Below are 22,743 nucleotides of genomic sequence, written 5' to 3' on the forward strand. Positions count from 1 at the left end.
TGGTGGTAATTAGAAATATAGTAATATCAATATATTAACAATTTGCCGATTAGCAGATACTGGGGGGCGGCTATGGAGGATTTCAGAGATCGGATGAGGGCTGTGCAGCAGCAGCAGGACGGGCTTTTGAAGGAATACCAGTCTTTGATTGAAGAATATGAGAGCAGTGATCTCGTCCGCGAGAACGAAGTGTTAAAGCGGGAAAATGGGGCAAACAGGCAGAGCCTGGCGGAGCTGAAGGCTCAGGCTGCGAGGCTTGAGCGCGACAACTCGGAGCTGCGGACTGCGCTGGCGGAGCAGATTCTGGATGAGAAGCTGGGTATTCTCCGGGTATCGCGGCAGAAGCTGCAGACTTATTTTGCCTCACGGGATCATGCGTATCTCGACCGGCTGACCTCCTTCGAGCAGGACGCCAAGCGGCGTATAGAGGAGATGTACAATATCGGGGCCCGCGAGCTGGGCCAGGAGAAGACCCAGATTACTTATATATTGGATGAGGTGCAGGCGAAGCTGAATGAGAGTATCCTGCTGCGCAGACAATGGCAGCGGGAAGCAGAGCGTTCGCTCAGGGGGACGATGGACAGCGGGCTGGATGATTTGGCTGCTGAAGGGATTGACGAGGAGACTCTGCTGCGCCGCCGCAAGCAGAACCGGATCGAAATGAAGATCGGCCTGAACTGGATCAACCGCCTGGGGATTCTGCTGCTGATCCTTGCAGTGGGGGCCGGGTTCAGATACACCTACTCCACCTGGTTCAATGATTATATGAAGGGAAGCGCCTTCTTCCTGCTGGGGGCAGTCCTGCTGGGGGGCGGGGAGTGGCTGTTCCGCAAAGGGCGGGGAGCCTTCGCTTTGGGGCTGATTGGCGGCGGGGTGTCGGTGCTGTATGGCTCGATATTTTACAGTTATTTTCTGCTGGAGATTATCGGGTTATGGGCCGGGATCGGCCTGTCGGTGCTGGTCACGCTGTCCGCTGTGCTGCTGTCGCTGCGCTATGAGTCACGGACGATCTGTTCTATGGGGCTTGTAGGGGGTTATCTGCCGCTCTTCTCTTATATTGGAGCCTTCGGGCTGGAGGGCAGTGCGGTGTATGCAGCGATGGGGTATCTGTTCGTGCTGAACCTGCTGATTCTGCTAATCTCTCTGCGTAAGCGCTGGGTGGTTGTCAATTACATCAGCTTCCTGTTCAACACGCCGTCTATCCTGCTGCTGATTTATCTGGCGGATAGCTATGCTGCGGGCATTCTCTGCGCTGTGCTGACCTTCGCTATGTACTTGGGGATTACACTCTGGTATCCGTTCAAGTTCAAGGCGAAGCTTAACTGGCTGGACTTCGGCCTGCTGGGCTGCAACACGCTCGTTAGCTGCATAACGCTGTATCTTCTGTTCCTGAATGCCGGGCTGGATGAATTCAAAGGCGCGCTGGCGCTGGCCTTCTGCCTCATGTATCTGGGGCTTGGCGTACTGCTGGAGAAGCAGATGCCGCAGGAACGCGAGAGCCGTCTGCTCTTCTATGTTACCTCACTGACCTTCGCCATCCTGATGATTCCGTTCCAGCTGGGAGCGGCCTGGTGGTCGATCGGCTGGCTGGTGGAAGGCGTGGCGCTTACGGTCTACGGACATCTGTACCGCTTCAAAATGGTAGAACGCGCAGGCTGGGGCATCCTTTCCCTCTGTCTGCTGACCTTCTTCGGATTCGACGTTCTGCTGCAGCTCTCGAATTATAATGCGGTCATCTACTACACGAACTCCTATTTCGATCTGAAATATACATTCATTACGGCGGGAATGGTGATTGTAGCCTTATTGTATGCCATCCGTTATTCGAACCAGGAGACGCTGCTTCGCAGCACGCCTGCGGAGGTGCAGGCTACCGTCTGGTTTAAATATGCGGCAATCGTCAACTTTTACGGGTATGTCGTGTATGAGGCATTACGGCTGTACGACTGGATGGTGCCGGAGGATATGGCGCATAAAGCCTTTTACAAGCTGCTTCTGGCAGGTCTGCTTACCTCTGGACTCGCTTATGCGCTGCCGAAGGTGAATGTTCTGTATGACAAGGTGGTCAGAATCATGGTCCTGGTGCTGCATGGGATCGCCTATGCGGTCTGTATCGGTATCACGCTGGGTCTGCCTAGTCTTCCGGAAGGGTGGTCCGGCAGCACTGCTGCCGATGTAGTGGCGCTGGGTGTGCTTATTCTGTTCAATGTGTTCGTATGGTTCAGCAGTGCAAGGCTGCTGCGGACAACGCTGCTGCACGATTATAAGAATATAGAGCTGTATCCGGTAGCTATGGGTATCTATCTGCTGGTGATGGTTACGGCGTTCCTGGGAGTGCAGATGCAGGTGCGTGACGGCGGGCTGGCCTTCAGTCTGCTCTATCTGCTGCTGGCTGTGCTGTTCATTATGTACGGCTTCTGGAAAAGATATCTGTATATCCGCCGCTTCGGCCTGGCGCTGTCCCTGCTGGCAACCGGCAAGCTGCTGCTCTATGACCTGACTCTGCTGAACACCGGCAGCAAGATCATCGCGTACTTCAGCTTCGGACTCTGCCTGCTGGGGATATCCTACCTCTATCAGCGGATAACAGTAAGAATGGAGGAAGCTTATGCGCTTGCTGAGCAAGATAGGCCGGAGAGCTAGGGCGGCTGTGCTGCTCGCTGTATTGGGCGGACTGGTACTGGGTTCCGGCATCTTCCCGGCGAACAGTGCGGCAGCAGCATCCGGCGGAGCGGAGAAGACGGACGGCGGGCAATGGAGGTTCTCGCGTGAAATCTCCGTCCCTGAGGCGGCTCCGTACTATGAATTGTATCTGGATGAAGCGGTGTACCGCTCGGCGGCAGAGGACTTACGTGATCTGCGTATACAGGACAGCACCGGCGCTCCGGTTCCCTATTATATGGAGAGCGGAGCGGAAACGGTGGAGGAGCATAGCGCGGTCTATGTCTCAGAATTGATTCACAAGGCAGTGAAAGGAACGGATACCCTGCTGGATTATCAGATTAAGCCGCTTGCCGAGCATGTCGATATTCAGGGAAACCGCCTGGTCTTCGAATTGCCCGCAGAATCCTTCCTGAAGCATGTAGAGGTGTGGGGCGGCTATGACGGGCAGGCCTGGGAGCAGCTTGGCACAGGGGATCTGTATGCCACGAACGGGTTAAGTGCGGATAGCATTACGCTGGAGCGCAGCTACAAGTTCGGCTATTACCGGCTTGTAGTGAAGAGCAACCCGGAAGGACTGGAATTCCCCGGCCTGACCCTGGTAGACAGCAGCCGGGAGTGGAGCACGGCTGCATTCATGCGGCAGAAGACGCCGCAGACAGAGATTAAGCAGGTGGAGAACCGTACCGAGATCATGATAAGCAACACGGACCGGCTGAAGATTGGGAAGGTGATGCTCGGCAGCACCGGGAATTTCCTGCGGCGCTATGAGCTGTATGACAGTGCCGGGATTAAGATACCGGTCACCGGAAGCGGAGAGCTGTACCGCCTGGACTTCAAGGATACCCGAATCTCCCGGACGGAGATTCAGCCGGTGGTTCCGGCCTCTTCTGATTCCCTGCGCGTGGTCATCTACAATCTGGACGATGCTCCCATCTCCATCACGGACCTTAAGATCGAATATCTGGTAGACCGGCTTGTATTCGCGGGCGGGGAGAAGATGCCGTATTCCCTGCTCTATGGCAACACGCTGGCAACGGCTCCGCAGTATGATATTATTAATTTCAAAGACAGGATCAGCGGAGAGAAGCTTCTACAGGCCGCGCTGGGTGCAGAGATCCCGGTACCGGCAGCAGATCCGCCCGGCACAAGCTGGTGGCTTCAGGGCCGCTGGGGCTTCAATGCCATTATTATTGCAGTCTCGCTGCTGCTTGTTCTTATCGTTGCCCGCAAGCTGGGCCAGACGAAATAGGAGATTTGGCACGAACCCGCAGAAAGAAGGATTACCGCATGACCCTGATTATTATTGGCTCCATTCTGCTTGCCGTTGTTGCCGCTGCGTATCTTATCATGACCGTCTATCCGGCGTTTGGGCGGAGGGCCGGGAAGCAGGAGAGGACCCGTAACCTCCGTTCCGCCCAATACAGCAAGGGCAAATTTGCGTATCCGCAGACTGCAGACCTGAGCGGTGAGAAGGCCGGGAGCAGCGGATTCTCCATTCTGAGGGACTTCATTAAGGGCAACCCTAATTCCAGACCGGCTGAGCCTCTTCAGCCGCAGCCGTTGTTGCCGTCCTCTATTGGACAGGGCCGCGACACCCGGGTTACCTGGTTCGGGCATTCAGCAGTGCTGCTGGAGATGGACGGCCTGACTCTGTTTCTCGACCCTATGCTGGGCCATGCACCGTCACCGTTTCCGTTCATCGGCGGCCGCCGCTACAGTAAGCAGCTTCCATTGGAGGCTGCCCTTCTGCCGCAGCTGGATGTGGTTCTGCTCTCCCATGATCATTATGATCATCTGGACTATGGAACCATCCGCCAGCTTAAGGATAAGACAGGACTATTCATTGTACCGCTCGGTGTCGGCGCCCATCTGCGCCGCTGGGGGGTAGCCGCAGAGAAGATCCGCGAGCAGGACTGGGGCGATATGCTTACCTATGAAGGGATAACCTTCACCTGTGCTCCGGCGCGGCATTTCTCGGGGCGGAGTCTGCTGGACCGCAACACCACGCTGTGGTGCTCCTGGATTATTCAAGGGGAGAAGACCAAGGTCTTCTTCAGCGGAGACAGCGGGTATGGCCCGCATTTTGCCGAGATCGGACGTACGTATGGCCCCTTTGATCTCACGCTGATGGAATGCGGCCAATATGATCCGCGCTGGGCGGATATCCATATGCTGCCGGAACAGACTGTTGAGGCGCACATCGATGTGCAGGGAGGTCTGCTGATCCCCATCCATTGGGGTGCATTCACCCTGTCAATGCATGACTGGACCGATCCGGCAGAACGGATCTCGGCTGCTGCGGCGCTGAGAGGGGTGCGGCTGGCCACGCCGAGAATCGGGGAGACTGTAACCGCAGGGGCCGCCGGATATCCGGTTCTTCCCTGGTGGAGATGAAGCTGCGCGCCCGAAGGGGACTTGTGGTACAATCAGGGTTCATAGAGACCAAGGAGCTGACAAACGAAGATGAGTAATGAAGTGAACGAGCAGGAACTGGTGGAGGTATTGTCTGCACAGACGAAGGTGGACCCGGCTGTCATCCGGCTGGTGCTGAAGCATGAGCAGACGTTCATCAATAAGGCCAAGGCCAATGCCAAAGGCGAAATTGATATCGATAATGATGATCTGGTCGACTACGTGACTGCGCAGCGCGATGTGAAGCTGGACGAGCTTACGGTGGAGACCATTCTGGATGCGGAAATGGATTACCTGATGGACAAGGGACTGGCCGGATATATCGACTGAATCCTGTAGCCGGAGGCGCATGGCTGATGCCAAGAACCCGTGCGTCCGGCAAGGCTTCTCTAAAATTTAAAATTTATTTTGGGTATTTGGCAATAATGCTTTGCATTTGGGGGATTGATGTGCTACAATAAAGTCAATCATAAATTTAACCCTTAATTCACATATTGTAAAAGGTTATCATTTGTGTATGAATCCTTTTCCAATGTGTGAATTTTTATTTGTTCGTACAATACGTAGGAATAAAAGGACATGTGTTAAATAAACTTTGGAGGTAATATCATGCAAACAGGTACAGTAAAATGGTTCAACGCAGACAAAGGTTTCGGTTTTATCGAGGTTGAAGGCGGAAGCGACGTATTCGTACACTTCTCCGCAATCACTGGCGAAGGCTTCAAGTCTTTGGACGAAGGCCAACGTGTTGAGTTCAACGTAACTCAAGGCGCTCGTGGACCACAGGCTGAAAACGTTGTAAAACTGTAATATCACAAATAAGCTGCCCTTAACATTAGTTGAGGGTAGTTTTTTTTGTGGCCAGGTAGTAGAGGAGTAGCTTCCGTTCTGCCATGACCGTCCGTAGGACGCACTAACCAAGCTATTAGGAGGGGTACTTATGTATTTTCGTAAAAAAGCGGTAGTAGATCTTCCACAGGAAGAGACGGCCATCTGGTCCTGCACCAAGGAAGAATGCACCGGATGGATACGCGACAATTTTGCCTTCCAACATGTGCCGACCTGCTGGCAATGCAATTCGCCTATGACCCGGAGCATGAAGATGCTGCCTGCGCTCGTTAATAAGAATTTGGATGCGAAGGCTGTTAAGAAGAGTGTGACTATCCGCTAAGGCTGCCGCTCTCTGGCCGGTTCATACAGAATTAGAGGATAGCCAGCTTATACAGCTGTCTTTTTCTTGCCCGCAATGGGCTATTTTTTTTGTTTGACAATAATGGCAAATACAGGGATGATGGAGCTATGAGAAAATATGTTTTGCTTCTGACGCTCCTTGCGGTTGCCTTGAATGCAGCGGGGATTTTTTATCATAAGCCTATGCTGAACATCATTGCGATTGGTCTGATTCTGATCTTGATTCCGCTGGATATATATCTGGAGCCGACCCGCCGCAAAGTCATGAGTTACTGCATCGGCGCGGTATTGCTGGCTCTGCTGTGGGCTGCCCTGCATTTCGAATGGATTACTCCGTTGATGTTCATCTAAGTAGTCTTTTGTGTAAGCCCTTAGGGCAGCTCCTCGAAGCGGGAGAACTGTGCTAAGGTTTTTTTTGTTCAAATATAATTTATAGGTTTCTCACTGCTTACAAAGTATGGCGAGGTGGTGGCACGCAGGCGCATGGGCCAAATGTATGTTAAAAACAGCATACATTGTGGCGGCACGCAGACCTATGGGCCGAATGTATGCGTGTGGCGGCGACATAGTGAGCCCGTTCATATGTTAGGATGGGCAATGATTTAGCTTGACAAAACTTCCGGGGTTTGGAGAATAGAGTTGGAAACGCTGCCAACGAAAGAGGGAATTCTGATGCTTCAGAGGTTCAGAGAGCTCAACACACTGCGCAATCAGATATTCATCGGTTTTTTGCTGGTGATGCTCATTATTATTCTGGTGTCCGGGATATTTGTGTATGACCGTGTCTCTATTCTGCTCAAAAATAATGCCGAGCGGCATATCCAGCAGACGGCGGTTCAGGCCAACGGAAGGCTGGACGCGCTGACCGGTCAGATTGACGGTCTGATGGAGCAGGTGGCCAATCATCCTACCGTCCAGCAGCTGCTGCTGGAGGAGCTGGACGGCAATGAGGTGTCCTTCAATCAGCGCCAGTCGCTGCTGCAGATTGTCTCCAGCTATCAGGCGTACATGCCGAGCGTGGGCTCGCTGGAGCTATATACCGCTGATTACAGGCTTCTGTTCCCGATTAAGGAAGGCAGCCTGGAGAGCAGAATTAACGAGCAGCATATCAGTGAGGCTAACGCCCAGAAGGGGCGGCTGGTCTGGATCGGCGTTGATCCGCATGATGAACAGAGCCTGCTGGCGATCCGCCAGGTCAGCCTGATGGACCGCTGGTTCTCGCGGGGAGGCTACCTGATGGCCCGCATCCAGCGCAGCTACTTCCAGCTTGATGATCCGTTCTCCGGCAGCGACAGCGGGGAGTCAGTGCTGCTCGTGAATGATGAAGGCCAGCTCCTCGGGAGCAGCGGAACACCGCAGGAGGATCTGCTGCCGCTGCTGGAGAGTGGGGATCAGACAGTCAGCTTCCGTGGCAAGGAGTATGTGCAGGTCAAGCTGCGCTCGGATAAGACCTCCTGGACGCTGCTGGTACTGACGCCTGTCAGCTATGTGACCAAGGGGCTGTCTGTGCTGCGGACGGTGCTGCTGGTGTCCGGCGGAATCGGAACCCTGCTGTTTCTGATTATATCCTTCCTGCTGTCGACAATGATTACCCGGCCGATCATTCACCTGATCCGGGCGATGCGCAAATCCCGCATGGGGGTGCTGACCCCCAATTCGCAGAAGGTATCTACCATGGAGCTGCGGGAGCTGAATAATACTTATAACGGTATGGTCGCTAATATTAATGATTTGATCAGGGTGGTCTATGAGAAGGAGGTCCTGCAGAGCCGGACTGAGCTAAAAGCCTTGCAGGCGCAGATCAATCCCCATTTCCTGTTCAATACGCTGGAGGCCTTCAACTGGTCGCTGGAGGAGAAGGGGGAGGAGGAGCTGGCCGGACTCGTGGTCATGATGTCCAGGCTGTTCCGCTACATTATCGGCAGCCCCCATAACAAGGATGAATGGGTAACGCTGAGCGAAGAGGTCGAGCAGATCAGGCGGTATTTGCGGATTATGGAGATGCGGATGGGGGAACGCTTGTCCTGGGACATCAGGCTTGATCCGCATGAGGCTGCTGTACCGGTGCCCAAGCTGCTGATTCAGCCGATTGTCGAGAACGCGATTCTCCATGGAGTGGAGAGCCGCGTGGGCAAGGGCGTGATTGGAGTCGTAATCACCCCCTCCTCCCGCAAGGGGTGGACCTCAGTGGAGGTGTCGGACAACGGGCCGGGTATGGATGAGGCTACGCTGCTGGCGCTCCGCGCTGCGCTGGATGGCGGGCCGCCGGTCTCTGCCAAGGGCAGCGGAGTGGGGCTGGTGAATGTGCAGCGGCGGCTGAAGCTGTACTACGCGGAAGCGGGCATGCAGACGGAAGGCCTGATCGTGGAGAGCCGGCGGTCGGAGGGGACCGTAATAAGGTTTGAGATTCCAAGCAATGGAGGAGATACCGATGAGTCTGGGCAATAAGACGATTCTAATCGTAGATGATGAACCAAGAACGCGTCAGGGGATTAAGCAGACGCTGGAGGTATGGGCGGCAGGCCGGTATATCGTGGAGACCTGTGACAACGGGGTGGAAGCGCGCGAGCGGCTGCGGCATGAGCGGGTTCATCTGCTGATTACAGATGTGCGCATGCCGGAGGTGAGCGGGCTGGATCTGATCCATTCGCTGCAGGAATCTCCCCGGAAGCCGGTGATCATTGTCATCTCCGGCTATGCGGAGTTCGATTATGTGCAGCAGGCAATGCGGCTGGGGGCGGTCAATTATCTGCTGAAGCCGCTGGACAAGTCCGAGCTGCTGACAGTGGTTGAGGATGCGCTGAAGCGGGAGGAGGAGCAGCAGCGCCATGTGAAGCTGGAGAAGCTGGTGGATCACAAGCTGCTGGAGATTGACCCGGAGCAGGCCGGGATGGGGCAGCCGGTTAAGGAGGCAATTGCCTATGTGGAGCAGCATCTGCATGAACAGCTGACGATGGCTGAGGTAGCAGGGCTGATTCACCTGAATGCCAGCTATTTCAGCGTGCTGTTCAAGGAGCAGGCCGGGGTGTCCTTCACTGAATATCTGTCCCGTCTGCGGATTCAGCGGGCGAAGGAGTTATTACTCCAGACTGCGCTGCCGGTCGGGGAGATCGGAGAGCGTGTAGGGTACCGGACGGATAAATATTTCATTAAGGTATTCAAGTCCCTGGAGGCCATAAGCCCTAGCCGTTACCGTCAGCAGATGAAGGGCGGAGCTCAGGAAATCCAATAAATGTGGTATTTTAGCCAATAAGTGTGCCCTTATCTGCCTCGGAGTACGATGCTAGAATTTTAATGATAGCGATTACATGGGTAAGTTCGGCCTTTTGCAATGTGAGATGGGGAGGCAATGCAATGCGAAGGAATCACATGACCAAGGGGCTGCTCCTGGCCTGTATCTGGGTGCTTGTTCTGACGGGTTGCGGCTCTGCGGGAGACAATAATAGTACGCTGGCAGCTAATGGCGCCTCTTCCCCCAACATAACCATTCATATGATGCACATCTGGCCCGCCGGACTCTCTGCGCAGCAGTATAAGCTGGTCAGCCAGATTATCGCAGAATACGAGAAGGAGCATCCGGGTATCTTCATCAGGCAGGATGTGCTGGAGAATGAGCAGTATAAAAGCAAGCTCAAGGTGCTCTCCGCCTCCAATGACCTTCCTGATGTGGGCATTACCTGGGCCGCCGGCTTCATGGAGCCTTATGTAAAAGGCGGATTATTCGCTCCGCTGGATGACATCCTGAACGGCGGGCAGCTTAAGGATAAGTTCGTGAAGAGTACTACAGAGTCGTATGTTGTCGATAACAAGACCTATGCGCTGCCTCTGGAGATGAACATCTCACCGATCTTTTATAATAAAGAAATCTTCGCCCAATATAATCTTCAGGTGCCTTCAACGTATGAGGAGTTCAAGGCAGTTGTGAGAGTGCTCTCCGGTCATGGTGTGCCTCCCGTGGCTCTGGGCAATAAGGACCGGTGGACAGGCTCGCTGTGGTATATGTATCTGGCAGACCGCATGGCCGGAAGTGAGACGCTGAAGCGGGCGACGAACGGGACGGGTTATTTCGATGATCCCGGACTGGTGCAGGCTGCGGCGGAAGTACAGAACCTCGTTGATATGAACGCCTTCAACAACGGCTTCAACGGCTTGTCATATGATGAGGGCAAATCGGAATTCATGGAGGAAAAGGCGGCCATGTACCTGACCGGTACCTGGGAGCTGCCCAACTTCACGACCAACCCGGAGATTCCGCAGGCCTTCAAGGACAAGGTTGGCTTCTTCAAATTCCCTGCGGTGGAAGGCGGGAAGGGGAATTCCGGCGACTGGGTAGGCGGTCCGGGTGTCGGACTGTTCGTAGCGGAATCGTCCAGAGTGAAGGAGGAGGCTAAGGCTTTTGTCGAATACTTCGTCTTCAAATGGGGCGAGGCTTCAGTGACGAGTGCGGGGGTGATACCGGCGACCAAGGTTGATACCACGAATGAGAAGCTGCCGCAGCTATACGTGGATCTGTTGAATGAACTGAACAATGCCAGCAGTATTACCTTGTTCGCGGATGTGCAGATGAAGCCGAATGCTGCCCAGGTCCATCTGGATATGATTCAGGCGCTGTTCGGCAAAGCGGTCACGCCCGAGCAGTTCGCAGCCAGGCATAAAATTGCAGTAGCCAAAGGGAACTGAGCAGGGGACAAGCTTGCGACAAAGGGATGCTAATCAGCCGTATTTCCGGTGGCTGATTAACATCCCTTATTTGTGCGGGGAGCGGCCGCAGAATTAGTGCGCCGGGGCTGCCGGAACGGCTTCCTGCGGTTCATGCTGGATCAGGCCGTGCTTCTCCCAGGCTCTGCTTTTCCAGCGAAAATACATAATGACGGCCCGCACCCATTCGTCGAACGCGGTGGCCAGCCATACCCCGGCCAGACCCAGATCAAGCGTGAAGACCAGGAAGTAGCCCAGCGGCAGACTCATGCACACCATAGAAATCATGCCCATGTAGACCGGGAACTTGGCATCGCCCGACGCGCGCAGCGAGTTGATAATGACCAGATTGCAGGTCCGCCCGGTCTCCAGGAAGAAGCTGAGCAGGATCACCTGGGCGCCCATGGTGATAATCAGCTCATTATCCGTGAATAGGCCCAGCAGCGGCTTGCGGAATAGAATGACGATCAGATCCATGATCACTGTGACCAGCAGCGCCCACTTCACACTGGTGAATACCCGTGAGTAAGCCTCCTGCGTCCGCCTTGCACCTACAAGATGGCCCACAATAATTGAGGTCCCCATTGCCACCGCTACGCTGAACAGGAAGATATAGTTCGAGATATTAACCGCATACTGGCGGGTAGCCATGGCCTCGGCCCCCAAATAGGTGATGTACAGGGTGAAGACGAGCTGGCAGCATTGGTACATTACCGATTCGAAGGCGGATGGAATACCGATTTTGAGAATCTGCAGCACATATTTCTTGGAGAGGTGAACGTAATAGCTCCATTTCACACGTACCTCCATAATCCGGTAGAGCAGCAGGAAGAAGATCAGGAGAGCGATGGAGCGGCTGATTACGGTGGATACGGCAGCACCCTCTACGCCAAGCGCAGGCAGACCGAAATGGCCGAAGATCAGCAGATAGTTACCGCCGACATGGATAACGTTCATCAGCAGCGATACTGCCATCGTCTGCTTGGTGAAGCCGTGGGTGCGGATAGTTGCAGCCAGCGCGTTGATGAGGGCCTGCAGGAAGATCGCGCCTCCGACAATGTTGATATACGAGCGGGCGTAGGCGAGAATGTCGCCCTTCACGTTCAGTGCTTGCAGCAGATGACCTCCGAATAGCAGCATGACTGTACTAAGTACGATTCCTACCGCAAGGTTCAGGGTAACCGCATTGCCGATCACTTTGGCGGCCTCCTTGGGCTGCTTGGAGCCGAGGTATTGCGACACGACGATCGCCGCGCCATTCCCGATGACACTAAGCGCCAGAATAGCTATGGCAATAATCTGATTGGCCGCTCCAACACCGGAGACTGCATCATCGGACACCGAGCTGATCATGAAGGTATCCATACTGCCCATTAGCATGAACAGGAACAGCTCCAGGAAGATCGGCCAGGTCAGCTTCATTAGGTTGAATGTTTTGGGCTTACTTGTTTCCATCGTACACCTTCTTATTAGGATTCCATACGGCTGTGAATCTTCGGATCAAATGTATGGTAGCACAGCTGTTGTGAAAATGCAGTAGGATTTTCGGGCATGTTGCCTGGAAATGCCCCGGCTTTGTCCAATAGTATCCTCCAGGTGACTACCTCACAAAAAAGTGCCTACTTCCCTTATCGGCAGTATATCCCTAAACTGAGAAACAACACTTCACAAAATCATTAACGAAAAAGGAGAACTTACACATATGAAATTACAGTTAGCACTCGATCTGGTGGATATTGCTGGAGCCAAGGCGGTTGTTGCAGAGGTTGCCGAATCTATAGATATCGTTGAGATTGGAACACCTGTCGTTATCAATGAGGGGCTGCATGCGGTAAAAGCGATCAAGGAGGCTTTTCCGGCGCTTACGGTGCTGGCCGATCTCAAAATCATGGATGCTGGCGGATACGAGGTTATGAAGGCAGTAGAAGCGGGCGCGGGCATCGTGACTGTACTGGGTGTATCCGATGATTCAACGATCCGCGGTGCGGTGGAGGAAGCGAAGAAGACGGGCGCTGAGATCCTGGTCGATCTGATTAACGTGAAGGATCTCAAGGCCAGAGCCGCTGAAGTGGATGCGCTGGGTGTGGATTATGTCTGCGTGCATTCCGGCTATGACCATCAGGCCGAAGGCAAGAATTCCTTCGCGGATCTGAAAGATATTAAGAGCGTGGTGACCCGCGCCAAAACTGCAATTGCCGGCGGCATCAAGCTGAGTACGCTGCCTGAAGTGATTGCTGCGCAGCCTGATCTGGTAATCGTGGGCGGCGGTATTACCGGCGAAGCCGACATGAAGGCAGCTGCAGCGGAAATGAAGCGCCTTGTAAGCCAGGCTTAAGCAGCCATGGACACGCAGCATTACGCACGTGAAATTGTGAAGGAGCTGGAAGGCGCCCTCTCCGGGCTGGATGCCGGAGAGGGCGAGGTGCTGGTGGAGCTGCTGCTGCGTGCGGGCCAGATCTTCGTGGCCGGTGCCGGACGTTCCGGCCTGATGGGCCGGGCCTTTGCCATGCGGCTGATGCAGGCCGGGCGGACAGCCTATGTGGTCGGAGAGACGGTAACGCCGGGCATAGGCCCCGGCGATGTGCTTGTACTGGGTTCCGGCTCAGGCGAGACGAAGGGGCTTGTCTCCATGGCTGAGAAAGCCAAGGCAATCGGAGCAGCTGTTGTCCTGGTAACCATTCAGCCGGACTCGGCGCTCGGACGTCTCGCAGATCATGCAGTCAAGCTGCCTGGCGCTCCCAAGGAACGGCCGGATGGCGGCTATACAACGCTGCAGCCGATGGCCTCCTTATTTGAACAGACGCTGCTTGTATTCTATGATGCAGTCATCCTGCGGATTATGGAGCAGACGGGGCAGACCTCCGGCCGGATGTTCGGCAAGCATGCCAATTTGGAATAGTATACGATTTGGAATAGAATAGAGCTTGGAATACAATAAAGCTATCACACGGATGCTTTCCTTGACGGGAGGGCATCCTTTGCTGCCTATGTGCAGTGGCTGATGGATTTGTATTATGATTATAGCCGGAAGGGGGCTGGATATTGGCTACTGAAATTAAAGACCGCATCAATCTGAAGGAGATCAACTGCGAGAAGGAGCTCACGCTCGCTGTGATCGGCGGCAAGTGGAAGCTGATTATACTGTGGCACCTGGGTCTGGAAGGGACCAAACGCTTCAGTGAATTGAAGAAGCTGATCCCCCATATCACCCAGAAAATGCTGACCAACCAGCTTCGCGAGCTGGAGGAGGATCAGCTGGTATTCAGGAAGGTCTATGCGGAGGTTCCTCCGCGGGTCGAATACTCCCTGACTGAGTATGGACATACTCTGATGCCGGTGCTGCGTATGATGTATGACTGGGGCAAGAATTACGGGGAGAAGGTAATCTGGAAAGATTCACCTCACTGTGATAAATAGCATCCGTAAACGAAGTCACTGTATTTGTATTGCGCAAAATTAAATTGTATAATAACATTTGTGAAGATTTTATAAATGGAGGCTGGTAGGTATGCTTAATACACAATATAGCCCGCTGCTGGAGACATTCAAATTCAAGAACGGGATTGAACTGAAGAACCGTGTGGTCATGGCGCCGATGACTAACTTCTCCTCGAATGAGGATGGAACCGTCTCCCGGCCGGAGCTGGACTATTATATCCGCCGATCGGGCGGGGCGGGGATGGTCATCACCGCCTGTGTCTATGTCTCACGCGGCGGGAAAGGCTTCCCGGGCGAATTCGGAGCTGACCATGATGGTCTGATTCCAAGCCTGCGTGAGCTGGCAGAGGCCATCAAGGGCGAAGGAGCGAAGGCTGTGCTCCAGATCTTCCATGGCGGACGTCAATGCCCGCCGGAGCAGCTGGTTGACGGGCAGCCTGTCAGTGCGAGTGATGTGCCGGCTGAGCTGCCGGGCGGTGGACAGGGTGCTGTTCCGCGCCCGCTGACAGACGAAGAGATTACCGGAATTATCGCTGATTTCGGAGAAGCCACACGCCGGGCGATTGAGGCCGGCTTCGATGGCGTTGAGATTCACGGCGCGAACGGATATCTGCTGCAGCAATTCTTCTCGCCGCATTCCAACAGACGCGAAGACCGCTGGGGAGGGGATCTACAGAAGCGGCTCACCTTCCCGCTGGCCGTTCTGCGCAGTGTCAAGGCTGCCGTGAAGCAGCATGCGCAGGGGGCATTCCTTGTAGGCTACCGCTTCTCGCCTGAAGAGCCGGAGACACCGGGAATTACAATGGCTGACACGTTTGCCCTAATCGATGCGCTGACAGCGGAGGGACTGGATTACCTGCACGCCTCCCTCATGGAGCTGTGGTCGCTGCCGCGCCGGGGAACGGAGGACAGCCGTCCGCGCATTGAACAGATCGTAGACCGGGCGGGAGACAAGGCTCCGGTAATTGGCGTAGGCTCGCTCTACTCTGCCGCCGACGCCCTGAAGAGTCTGGACAGCGGCATCAGCCTGGTGGCTCTGGGCCGCCCGCTGCTGATTGAACCGGACTGGGTGCAGAAGCTGGCCGGGGGCCGGGCCGATGAGATTAAGACAGAGCTTGATCCAGATGCCCAAGCAGAGCTTGTGATCCCGGACCCGCTCTGGAGAGCGCTGATCCATACGCCGGGCTGGCTGCCGGTGAAGAAATAAGTCTGACAGACAGATAACGGTCTGTGACCATAGCATGTTAAGAACCCCGTGCGCCCGTTGTTCCAGGCGGCACGGGGTTTTTGCCGTATCGGCATCTATGATACAATTGTACTAAATCAGGGACGACCGGAAATGGGGTGCGGCAGAGATGAACGTACAAGGAAGAGACGGAGGCTCTGATGAGGCAGAGGGCGTGGATTGCGGGGCGGAGAACAGCTCATTGCAGCGGACCCTTGAAGTTATTGGCGGGAAGTGGAAGGGTGTTCTGCTCTATCATCTGATCAGCGGGCCGAAGCGGTTCAACGAGCTGCGCAGATTATGCCCCGGCATTACTCAGCGGATGCTGGTGATGCAGTTGCGGGATCTGGAGCGTGACGGCCTGGTCCACAGGAAGGTGTACCCGCAGGTGCCGCAGAAGGTAGAGTATTCCTTGACCGAATGGGCACAGGGCCTGGAGACCGCGATTCTTAGCATCAAGCATTGGGGAGAGGGATACCGCGAGGTACTCGCAAGAGGTGAAGATAGAGCTCCGCGCAGCACGGAAATCCCCGAATGAGCGGAGTACGCTTGAACGGGGATTTTTGCTGCATCCTATAGCCCTGCTTATGCTTTCTGCTCCGCCAGACGGGCAATCTCAACGATCACCTGTACAGCCTGCAGCATGACGTTTACAGAGGCGTATTCAAATTTGCCGTGGAAATTCTCGCCTCCGGTGAAAATATTCGGTGTAGGCAGCCCCATATATGAGAGCTGTGAGCCGTCAGTCCCTCCGCGGATTGGACGGATAACCGGCGTGATTCCGAGGCCCTCCATCGCTTCCCGGGCGATATCGATGATATGCCGGACGGGCTCGATTTTCTCGCGCATATTATAGTATTGGTCATTCATCTCCAGCACGATGTTGTCCGCCCCGTACGTAGATTTGAACTCCTCCACAATCGCGGCGATATTCGATTTGCGGTTCTCGAAGCTGTCGCGGTCAAAATCACGGATAATATAATGCAGCTTGCTGTGCTCGGCACTGCCTTGCATGGAGATCAGATGGTAGAATCCCTCGTAGCCGTCTGTGAATTCAGGAGCTTCACCGGCGGGCAGACGGAGATGGAAGGCCATGGCGATTTTGGACGAATGGATCATCTTGCCCTTGGCTGTACCGGGATGGACGTTGACTCCATGGAAGCTGATTTTGGCGGCGGCGGCATTGAAGCTCTCATATTCCAGCTCTCCGAGCGGGCCTCCGTCCACGGTGTAGGCATAGGAAGCGCCGAAGGCGGCAACGTCGAACTTATGCGGGCCGCGTCCAATTTCTTCATCGGGGGTAAAAGCGACGCGGATCTTGCCATGCTTAATCTCCGGATGCGCCAGCAGATGGGCCATAGCCGTCATGATCTCAGCGATGCCTGCCTTGTTGTCCGCCCCCAGCAGGGTGGTGCCGTCAGTCGTAATGAGCGTATGCCCCTTGTAGCCGCTCAGCTCCGGGAAGCTCTTCGTGGACAGGATAATATTCTGGGCTTCATTCAGCACCAGATCCTGCCCGTCATAGTTCTCTACAATCTGCGGCTTCACATTCGTACCGGTGAAATCCGTGGCGGTATCCAGATGGGCCAGGAAGCCGATTACCGGAACCTCTTTATCTGTATTAGCGGGCAGCGAGGCCATGACATAGGCATGCTCGTCCACCGTAATCTCCGTCAGTCCCAGCTCCTGCAGCTCCTCTGCCAGCTTATGCGCCAGTACCATTTGGCCTGGAGTGGACGGGCAGGTCTCGCTGTCCTCGCTGGATTGGGTATCCATTTCAGCATACGATACAAAACGTCTAATTAACTCTTCCTTCAATGCGGGTCATCTCCTCTTCAGCTTCGTATGTCTATATTATCACGATCCGGCCCGGGTCTCATACTTTAGGCGAATGGTGTGGAGTGAAGGGGGATAGCTGGCTGGAGGGAGGCGAGGGAAAAGTTGGAGTGAGGAAGGCAGTAGGGAAGCGGGAGAGGGGGAAGGAGAGGGAATCCGGATTATGGCTGCTGCACCGTAGACTGGCTGGAGATAAGCTTGGCTGAGAGCAGGTAGCGGTCGGGCGCTGCGCCCACGTAAGAGAACGGGTAACAGGTAATCAAGGTGAGTATGGGGTCTCTGCTGGGCTTAATCGCTCCCCGTGTATCTCCATCAACAATCCGGCTGCCGGTCACTTCATAGGTGAAAGTTCCGTCCGCTGTCGCAAGCTCAAGTGTGTCTCCAGTCTCCAGCTCGCCGAGGCTGCGGAAGACGGTGTCACGGTGTCCGGCCAGCACGCTGTTCCCGGAGGCGCCCGGGGCGGCACTGCTTTCGTCATGTCCGGCACCCTGCTTAAGCTCCGCCCGTCCGGTTCCCTCCAGAATGGCGACCCGCTTCTTCAGCTTCGGAAAATAGATCTCCCCGATTACCTCTCCTGCTATATAAGCAGGTTGGTCACCCTTTGGTGCTTCCGCGCTGCTGATCATACCTTCAGGAAGCGGTGTTTCTTCTTCGGAAGTTACGGGAAGCTGGGCTTCCTCCCTCTTTTTGTCCCAGATTCTCAGGGCTTCTCGGGCTTCGGCGGGCGCTTTGAGGATCTGGAAGGCGGAATACACCATAACGCACAAGGAGAGCAGGAAGATAAGCTTGACGGCTAAAGTGAACCCGCTGCGCATCTTCATGCTCTCTCTCCTCCTTACCTATACATAAAGTTACTTCTTCTGGCCCAGCCTGCGGAGTACAAGCACACTGATCATGGCGACAACCAGGCTGGCCGCAATCAGATTGTACCAAGGGCTGGCTGTGTCCGGCAGTCTGCCGTCTTCCTCCGGTCCGCCCAGCGGAAGCGTGTCGTCTGTGAGGTTGACCTCTTTCCCTGGTGAAGGGGCTGGTGTGCTGCCAAGTGCAGCGGCTCCGGAATCCGGGGTTGCGGACGGATGGTTGCCGCCGTCCTCTTCCCCTCCGCCTAGCGGAACAGGATCTTCACTTACAGTTATTCCACCCGCAGGCGGTGTTGCCGTCGCTGCTGGTGATGGCGATGGTGTAACGCCAGGAGAGACTGTGCCTGCTGTTGAATCCGTAGGGGCACTTGTTGCTGCTGGCGTACTTCCGGGACTGACCGTGGTGTCCGGTGTTGACCCGGGTAAAGGTGTAGCTGAAGCCGCTGGCTCAGCCGTCGGTTGCGGTGAGGAGGTTGGCGCGGTTGTAGGCGCAGGCTCCGCTGTAGCTGTAAATTCAAAGGCGACACTTACCGTCTTCTCCTGGAACTCGTTGCCTGCCTCCGGCGGGAACAACACCTTCATTTCGATAGCTTCCTCTTCCCCTCCGGCAAGCGAGCCGATGGTCACCACACCCGGGGCCTCGCTCATGACCCCTGAATAGAGGATTACTCCCTCTTTTTGCAGAGTCATTTGCAGGATATTGTACAGATCTGCGTCCCCGGAGCGGAATTGGAAGGCAACCGCATAATCGAACGGATCATTTCCGTCATTGATAATCTTATAATCCGAAGCCATCGTATCTCCCGGCTGCATGTTGTTCATGGTTGCCGTGCTGGTCGTATGCGAGTTGACGGTGAGCTTGATCGTATCCTCAGCGCTGACCCCTCCGGCATGCCAGATCACACCTGCAAGAACAGCCAAAATATATGCGCCGATTATGGTTGTGTGTCTCTTCTTCACTCTCCCCGCCCCTTTCGTTGCAGACCTCCGGCAGCCCCCAGCCATAATCCGCCCAGGTTCGCGCTTCTGAATCGTAGTTTGTCGAATAAAGTAGTTTTTTAAAGAACTACTACATATCAAAGCGATAGTATAAATCAGAACGAGTATGAAAGGGTGGATGAGCCTGAACGTGCGATGAACAAGCCAGAATGGTAAGAATACGCTATTGTTCGTTATAACGAATATTAGTTACAGTATAATCGAAATTAAGCATAAAGAAAAACAGGAAAAGATACTTTAAGTGAATGAATTCGGCCGTTTATTATGAGTAAACGGAATTTATTTAATGTTCACTGCGGTTAACTCATTAATTCTCTGTTTTTTATTAATTTTGTGTTTTATAAAGAACGATGTGGGTGGGGAGGCTCGGCTCAATAATTTCTGCACCGAACACATTTGTCTTTTGCAAAATTGACTTTATATATTTCACTGAGCAGCTAAGATTTTCTTCATTCTTAATCTGGTTTTTTAATAATCACTTGCTCCAATGCTAAAATAGCCCACTTAGCTACCCAATGGAGTACTCCACAGGTAGTTAAATGGGCTAAATATATAGACTGGCCAGTAATCAAATTAGTAAACCGAAGCAAATCCCCTTCAATTACATCTTTTCCAAAGGGGGGGCTTTAGTTCTTTAGGGGCGTTTGGCTTAGCGTAACGGACTGAGGTGCTCTTATCCGGGAAGAAAGTCGTTACTTGGGAGATTAACGGACTGCAAGGACCTTATCCCCTGCAACTCAACTCCAAACGTCCCGCAGAACGACGATAAGGTCGCCTGAGTCCGTTACGCTGCAAAAGGTGGCTTTCTCGTGGGAATAAGGTCTCTTCGGTCCGTTAGATTTTTTGGGATGATAGGATTTTATTACACGAACCGCCGAGTTTCACAAGCTTATCCACCCTTTTAAATCTGACACCGTACTACAGCTTGTTACTTCTTCAACAGGTCGGCCACAAGCTCATACGAATGTAAGCGGGCAGAGTGATCATAGATCTGTGAAGCGATAATCCACTCATCGGCATCCGTCTCTTCGAGAATCTGCAGCAGCCGTTCTTCGATCAGGGCCTGGTCGCCCGCAATGGAGTATTGCTGTTTGCTCATAAGCAGTGCCTTCTCCTGGGAGGTCCAGATTCCGTCCAGACTGTCTACAGGCGGCTGGAGCTTGCCGGTGCGGCCACGGATAATGTTCAGGAATTGCTGCTGCTGGGAAGTGGCAAGTCTGCGCGCTTCCTCTACCGTATCCGCCGCCGTAATTCCCAAGCCCACCATAACATAAGGCTCGCCCAGTACAGCTGAAGGCTTGAAGCTGGTACGGTACAGATGCAGGGCCGGCAGCAGATAATCCGGTGCAAAGTGGCTGGCAAAAGCAAAAGGCAGACCCAGCTGGCCCGCAAGCTGGGCACTGAAGCCGCTGGAGCCAAGCAGCCAAATCGGGATGTTCAGTCCTTCGCCGGGCACGGCGCGGACACCGGCCGGGCGGGAGCCTGATCCTTCAGGGTCGAAATAAGCCCGCAGCTCACTTAGCTGCTCGGGGAATTCACTGCCATCGCTGCCGAGGCTGCGGCGCAGTGCTCTGGCGGCTGCCTGGTCGGAGCCGGGGGCTCTGCCCAGACCCAGATCAATCCGTCCCGGATACAGGGACTCCAGCGTGCCGAATTGCTCGGCAATCACCAGTGGTGCATGGTTGGAGAGCATGATGCCGCCTGAACCCACGCGGATGGAGCTGGTTCCGGCCGCCACATGTCCGATAACAACGGAGGTAGCGGAGCTGGCAATGCCGGTCATATTATGATGCTCTGCCAGCCAGTAACGGTTATACCCCCATTTCTCAGCATGACGGGCCAAGTCAAGGGTGTTATGAAAAGAATCCGCCGCCGTTCCGCCCTCCCGGATAGGGGCCAAATCCAGTACGGAGAATGGTATGTCGTGCAATTGCTTCACATGAATCCCTCCTATAGTAGATGCCTACAGCATCAGTAGCATTATTTGCAGCCATGAATCAAGATACCCGCCAATTATAACATGAAATAATATAATTTACACACTTTAAGTAAGCAGCATGACGGGGAGAAGCGATCTGGAGGGAGGAAAGTGCAGTTGCTTCTGGAATGAATTTGGACTGCTACAACCATGCAGCATGCGCTCCTTAGACAATAATGTAAGCGCATAACAATTTGCTTGCCAATTTAAGGGAGCCTTGCTATAATCGCTTTGAAAAGCTTTTCTAACTTAAGCGGCTAGGCCAATCCTGATAAGGAGGGCACACGTTTCGGGCTAAACGAATAAGAAGGAAGTCAGACTATGAAGCCAACAATCAGAGATGTCGCCAAGATGGCCGGAGTATCCATCAGCACCGTGTCCCGTGTAATGAATGCGCCGGATACGGTAGTGGAGAGCAAGCGCGTCCGGGTCATTGAAGCGATAGAAGCGCTCAAGTATCAGCCTAATGCATTCGCACGGGGGCTAATTTACAGGAAGTCATTCACCCTCGGGCTGCTCATTCCCGATATTGAGAACCTGTATTTCGCAGGCGTGATCCGGGGAATGCAGGATGCCTGCATTAAGCTCGGTTACAGTCTGATGATCTGCAATACAGACCGTGACAAGGAGCGGACACTGTCCTATATGGATACTTTTCATGAGAAGCAGGTGGATGGCGTTGTGTTCGCCAGTGATATTCTGCACCCTGAGTATTATGAGAAGCTGGTGGACTGCAGAATTCCCTTTGTGCTGGTCTCCTCCCATTCCGATGAGTACGAGGTAGCGTCGGTCGAGGTGGATGATGAGAAGGCGGCGTATGATGCTGTGAAATTCCTGATTGAGCTGGGGCACCGGGAGATCGGGATGATCGGCTTCAATCATGATAATTCGGTGTCCGGGCCACCGCGAATGGCGGGGTTCGTGAGAGCCTTGGGCGAATCGGGGCTGGAGCGTAATATCCCGAAAATCAAGTACGCCAACCACCGCTTTGAGCAGGCTTATCAGGCAACGCACGAGCTGTTCACTGAATATCCGGAGCTAACCGCAGTATTCTGTGTAGCGGATGAGTTCGCTATGGGAACCATCTCTTACTTGAAGGACCGCAATATTCTGGTTCCCGGTCAGGTGTCGGTCATCGGCTTCGATAATCTGCGGATGTCGGGGATGTTCATTCCGAAGCTGACAACAATTGCACAGCCTATCTATCAGCTGGGATACCGGGCGGCCGAGAAGCTGCATGAATTGTTGACCACGGGCAAGGTGGCTGTCATGAAAGAGAAGATGGAACATAAGCTAATCGTAAGAGAATCCTCGCGTGAGAAGTGAAAGGTAGTTCCGGCGGGCTGAAGCGCGGCTGCCCGGGATAGGGCAGCACGGTTTCTTCGCGGTATTCTGAAAAGCTTTTCAGAGCGGAGGGTTACAGAAATACGAGCGAATCGTTT

Annotated in this window: 21 protein-coding genes; 16 read left to right on the plus strand and 5 right to left on the minus strand. The window is 54.2% G+C overall.

The genetic code is table 11. The features are described from left to right. Positions 1 to 72 precede the first annotated feature (72 nt). The 10 genes from NSU18_RS21260 to NSU18_RS21305 all read left to right on the plus strand — a co-directional run bounded on the left by NSU18_RS21260 (position 73) and on the right by NSU18_RS21305 (position 10,947). Positions 73 to 2,643 carry a DUF2339 domain-containing protein gene (locus NSU18_RS21260; RefSeq protein WP_341149998.1) on the plus strand — a complete coding sequence of 857 codons (2,571 nt, stop codon included), beginning with the start codon at positions 73 to 75 and terminating at the stop codon, positions 2,641 to 2,643. Next, positions 2,615 to 3,913 (plus strand): DUF3999 family protein, encoded by a 1,299-nt coding sequence (locus tag NSU18_RS21265; RefSeq protein WP_341149999.1) that lies wholly within the window; start codon positions 2,615 to 2,617, stop codon positions 3,911 to 3,913. Before NSU18_RS21260 ends, NSU18_RS21265 begins: the two co-directional genes overlap by 29 nt. Before the next feature lie 38 nt (positions 3,914 to 3,951). Further along, positions 3,952 to 5,058, plus strand: coding sequence for an MBL fold metallo-hydrolase (locus NSU18_RS21270; RefSeq protein WP_341150000.1), 1,107 nt, complete (start codon positions 3,952 to 3,954; stop codon positions 5,056 to 5,058). A 69-nt stretch (positions 5,059 to 5,127) separates the two neighbouring features. After that, positions 5,128 to 5,406 (plus strand): hypothetical protein, encoded by a 279-nt coding sequence (locus NSU18_RS21275; RefSeq protein ID WP_340751030.1) that lies wholly within the window; start codon positions 5,128 to 5,130, stop codon positions 5,404 to 5,406. A gap of 279 nt (positions 5,407 to 5,685) precedes the next feature. Next, positions 5,686 to 5,886, plus strand: coding sequence for a cold-shock protein (locus NSU18_RS21280; protein ID WP_036722718.1), 201 nt, complete (start codon positions 5,686 to 5,688; stop codon positions 5,884 to 5,886). Positions 5,887 to 6,016: 130 nt separating this feature from the next. Beyond that, positions 6,017 to 6,247 (plus strand): cold-shock protein, encoded by a 231-nt coding sequence (locus NSU18_RS21285; protein WP_341015937.1) that lies wholly within the window; start codon positions 6,017 to 6,019, stop codon positions 6,245 to 6,247. A gap of 128 nt (positions 6,248 to 6,375) precedes the next feature. Then, positions 6,376 to 6,618, plus strand: coding sequence for a hypothetical protein (locus NSU18_RS21290; RefSeq protein ID WP_341150001.1), 243 nt, complete (start codon positions 6,376 to 6,378; stop codon positions 6,616 to 6,618). A 321-nt stretch (positions 6,619 to 6,939) separates the two neighbouring features. Then, the gene (locus NSU18_RS21295; RefSeq protein ID WP_341018535.1) at positions 6,940 to 8,715 is read left to right on the plus strand and encodes a cache domain-containing sensor histidine kinase; all 1,776 of its coding nucleotides are present in this window, start codon (positions 6,940 to 6,942) and stop codon (positions 8,713 to 8,715) included. Further along, entirely contained in the window at positions 8,699 to 9,499 is an 801-nt protein-coding gene (locus NSU18_RS21300; protein WP_341150002.1) for a response regulator transcription factor, read from the plus strand. Before NSU18_RS21295 ends, NSU18_RS21300 begins: the two co-directional genes overlap by 17 nt. Positions 9,500 to 9,621: 122 nt before the next feature. Then, positions 9,622 to 10,947, plus strand: a complete 1,326-nt coding sequence (locus NSU18_RS21305; protein ID WP_341015941.1) for an extracellular solute-binding protein — start codon at positions 9,622 to 9,624, stop codon at positions 10,945 to 10,947. Between the two features lie 93 nt (positions 10,948 to 11,040). On the opposite strand, the gene NSU18_RS21310 is transcribed toward NSU18_RS21305, so the two are convergent. Beyond that, positions 11,041 to 12,420, minus strand: a complete 1,380-nt coding sequence (locus NSU18_RS21310; RefSeq protein WP_341015942.1) for an MATE family efflux transporter — start codon at positions 12,418 to 12,420, stop codon at positions 11,041 to 11,043. Positions 12,421 to 12,667: 247 nt separating this feature from the next. Between NSU18_RS21310 and hxlA the strand changes: the two genes are divergently transcribed. From hxlA to NSU18_RS21335, 5 genes are all read left to right on the plus strand, one after another. Then, positions 12,668 to 13,300 (plus strand): 3-hexulose-6-phosphate synthase, encoded by a 633-nt coding sequence (gene hxlA / locus NSU18_RS21315; protein ID WP_341015943.1) that lies wholly within the window; start codon positions 12,668 to 12,670, stop codon positions 13,298 to 13,300. A 6-nt stretch (positions 13,301 to 13,306) separates the two neighbouring features. Continuing rightward, positions 13,307 to 13,864: a 6-phospho-3-hexuloisomerase gene (hxlB, locus tag NSU18_RS21320; protein ID WP_341015944.1), complete on the plus strand. Its 558-nt coding sequence runs from the start codon at positions 13,307 to 13,309 to the stop codon at positions 13,862 to 13,864. A 143-nt stretch (positions 13,865 to 14,007) separates the two neighbouring features. Beyond that, positions 14,008 to 14,382, plus strand: a complete 375-nt coding sequence (locus NSU18_RS21325) for a winged helix-turn-helix transcriptional regulator (RefSeq protein ID WP_341015945.1) — start codon at positions 14,008 to 14,010, stop codon at positions 14,380 to 14,382. Between the two features lie 91 nt (positions 14,383 to 14,473). Next, positions 14,474 to 15,610 (plus strand): NADH-dependent flavin oxidoreductase, encoded by a 1,137-nt coding sequence (locus NSU18_RS21330; RefSeq protein ID WP_341150003.1) that lies wholly within the window; start codon positions 14,474 to 14,476, stop codon positions 15,608 to 15,610. 148 nt (positions 15,611 to 15,758) lie between these two features. Further along, positions 15,759 to 16,166 (plus strand): winged helix-turn-helix transcriptional regulator, encoded by a 408-nt coding sequence (locus NSU18_RS21335; protein WP_341015947.1) that lies wholly within the window; start codon positions 15,759 to 15,761, stop codon positions 16,164 to 16,166. 47 nt (positions 16,167 to 16,213) lie between these two features. Here NSU18_RS21335 and pepT read toward each other — a convergent pair whose 3' ends face one another. From pepT to NSU18_RS21355, 4 genes are all read right to left on the minus strand, one after another. Further along, on the minus strand, positions 16,214 to 17,446 hold the full coding sequence (gene pepT, locus NSU18_RS21340) for a peptidase T (protein WP_341150004.1): 1,233 nt from the start codon (positions 17,444 to 17,446) through the stop codon (positions 16,214 to 16,216). A 179-nt stretch (positions 17,447 to 17,625) separates the two neighbouring features. Next, positions 17,626 to 18,285 carry a sortase gene (locus tag NSU18_RS21345; RefSeq protein WP_341015950.1) on the minus strand — a complete coding sequence of 220 codons (660 nt, stop codon included), beginning with the start codon at positions 18,283 to 18,285 and terminating at the stop codon, positions 17,626 to 17,628. A gap of 30 nt (positions 18,286 to 18,315) precedes the next feature. Further along, positions 18,316 to 19,284, minus strand: coding sequence for a hypothetical protein (locus NSU18_RS21350; protein WP_341150005.1), 969 nt, complete (start codon positions 19,282 to 19,284; stop codon positions 18,316 to 18,318). 967 nt (positions 19,285 to 20,251) lie between these two features. Further along, complete coding sequence (locus NSU18_RS21355) at positions 20,252 to 21,262, minus strand: LLM class flavin-dependent oxidoreductase (RefSeq protein ID WP_341015952.1); 1,011 nt, start codon at positions 21,260 to 21,262, stop codon at positions 20,252 to 20,254. Between the two features lie 360 nt (positions 21,263 to 21,622). Here NSU18_RS21355 and NSU18_RS21360 point away from each other — a divergent pair, with 360 nt between their 5' ends. Then, complete coding sequence (locus NSU18_RS21360; RefSeq protein WP_341015954.1) at positions 21,623 to 22,627, plus strand: LacI family DNA-binding transcriptional regulator; 1,005 nt, start codon at positions 21,623 to 21,625, stop codon at positions 22,625 to 22,627. The last annotated feature ends 116 nt before the right edge of the window (positions 22,628 to 22,743 follow it).

Origin of the sequence: Paenibacillus sp. FSL H8-0048 (genome assembly GCF_038002825.1) — a bacterium.
In the GTDB taxonomy this organism is placed as follows: domain Bacteria; phylum Bacillota; class Bacilli; order Paenibacillales; family Paenibacillaceae; genus Paenibacillus_AQ.